General features: G+C 69.5%; 1 pseudogene. It reads left to right on the top strand.

The features are described 5' to 3' along the window. A pseudogene (locus tag GYB81_RS24065) lies at nucleotides 1–106 on the top strand (sel1 repeat family protein); the annotation flags it as partial. Between the last annotated feature and the right edge of the window lie 179 nt (nucleotides 107–285).

The following is a 285-nucleotide window of genomic DNA, read 5'->3' as shown; positions in this document are numbered from 1 at the left end:
GATAAGAGACAGGGCGGAACTCTACCGCGATGGAGGCCCGGGCCTGGCGCCGGACAGCGAGCGCGCCGAGCACTATGCGCAACGGGCGTCCGCGCTCGGTCTCTAGCTGAACGAACGGTTCAGGCGGCCTCGATCAGGTGCAGGCTGTAGCCTGGCACCGCCTTGGCCTGGCGCTTGGCCTCGGAGGCCAGCGTCGCCAGGTGCGCGGCCTCCATTCCCTGGCAGGCTTCGGCCGGTAGGTGCACCACGCCGACGGACAATGACAGCAGCGGGTACTCCTCGCGC

It is taken from the genome of Pseudomonas yangonensis, from assembly GCF_009932725.1.
GTDB classification, from domain to species: domain Bacteria; phylum Pseudomonadota; class Gammaproteobacteria; order Pseudomonadales; family Pseudomonadaceae; genus Aquipseudomonas; species Aquipseudomonas yangonensis.
This window is presented reverse-complemented; position numbering and strand designations above follow the sequence as displayed.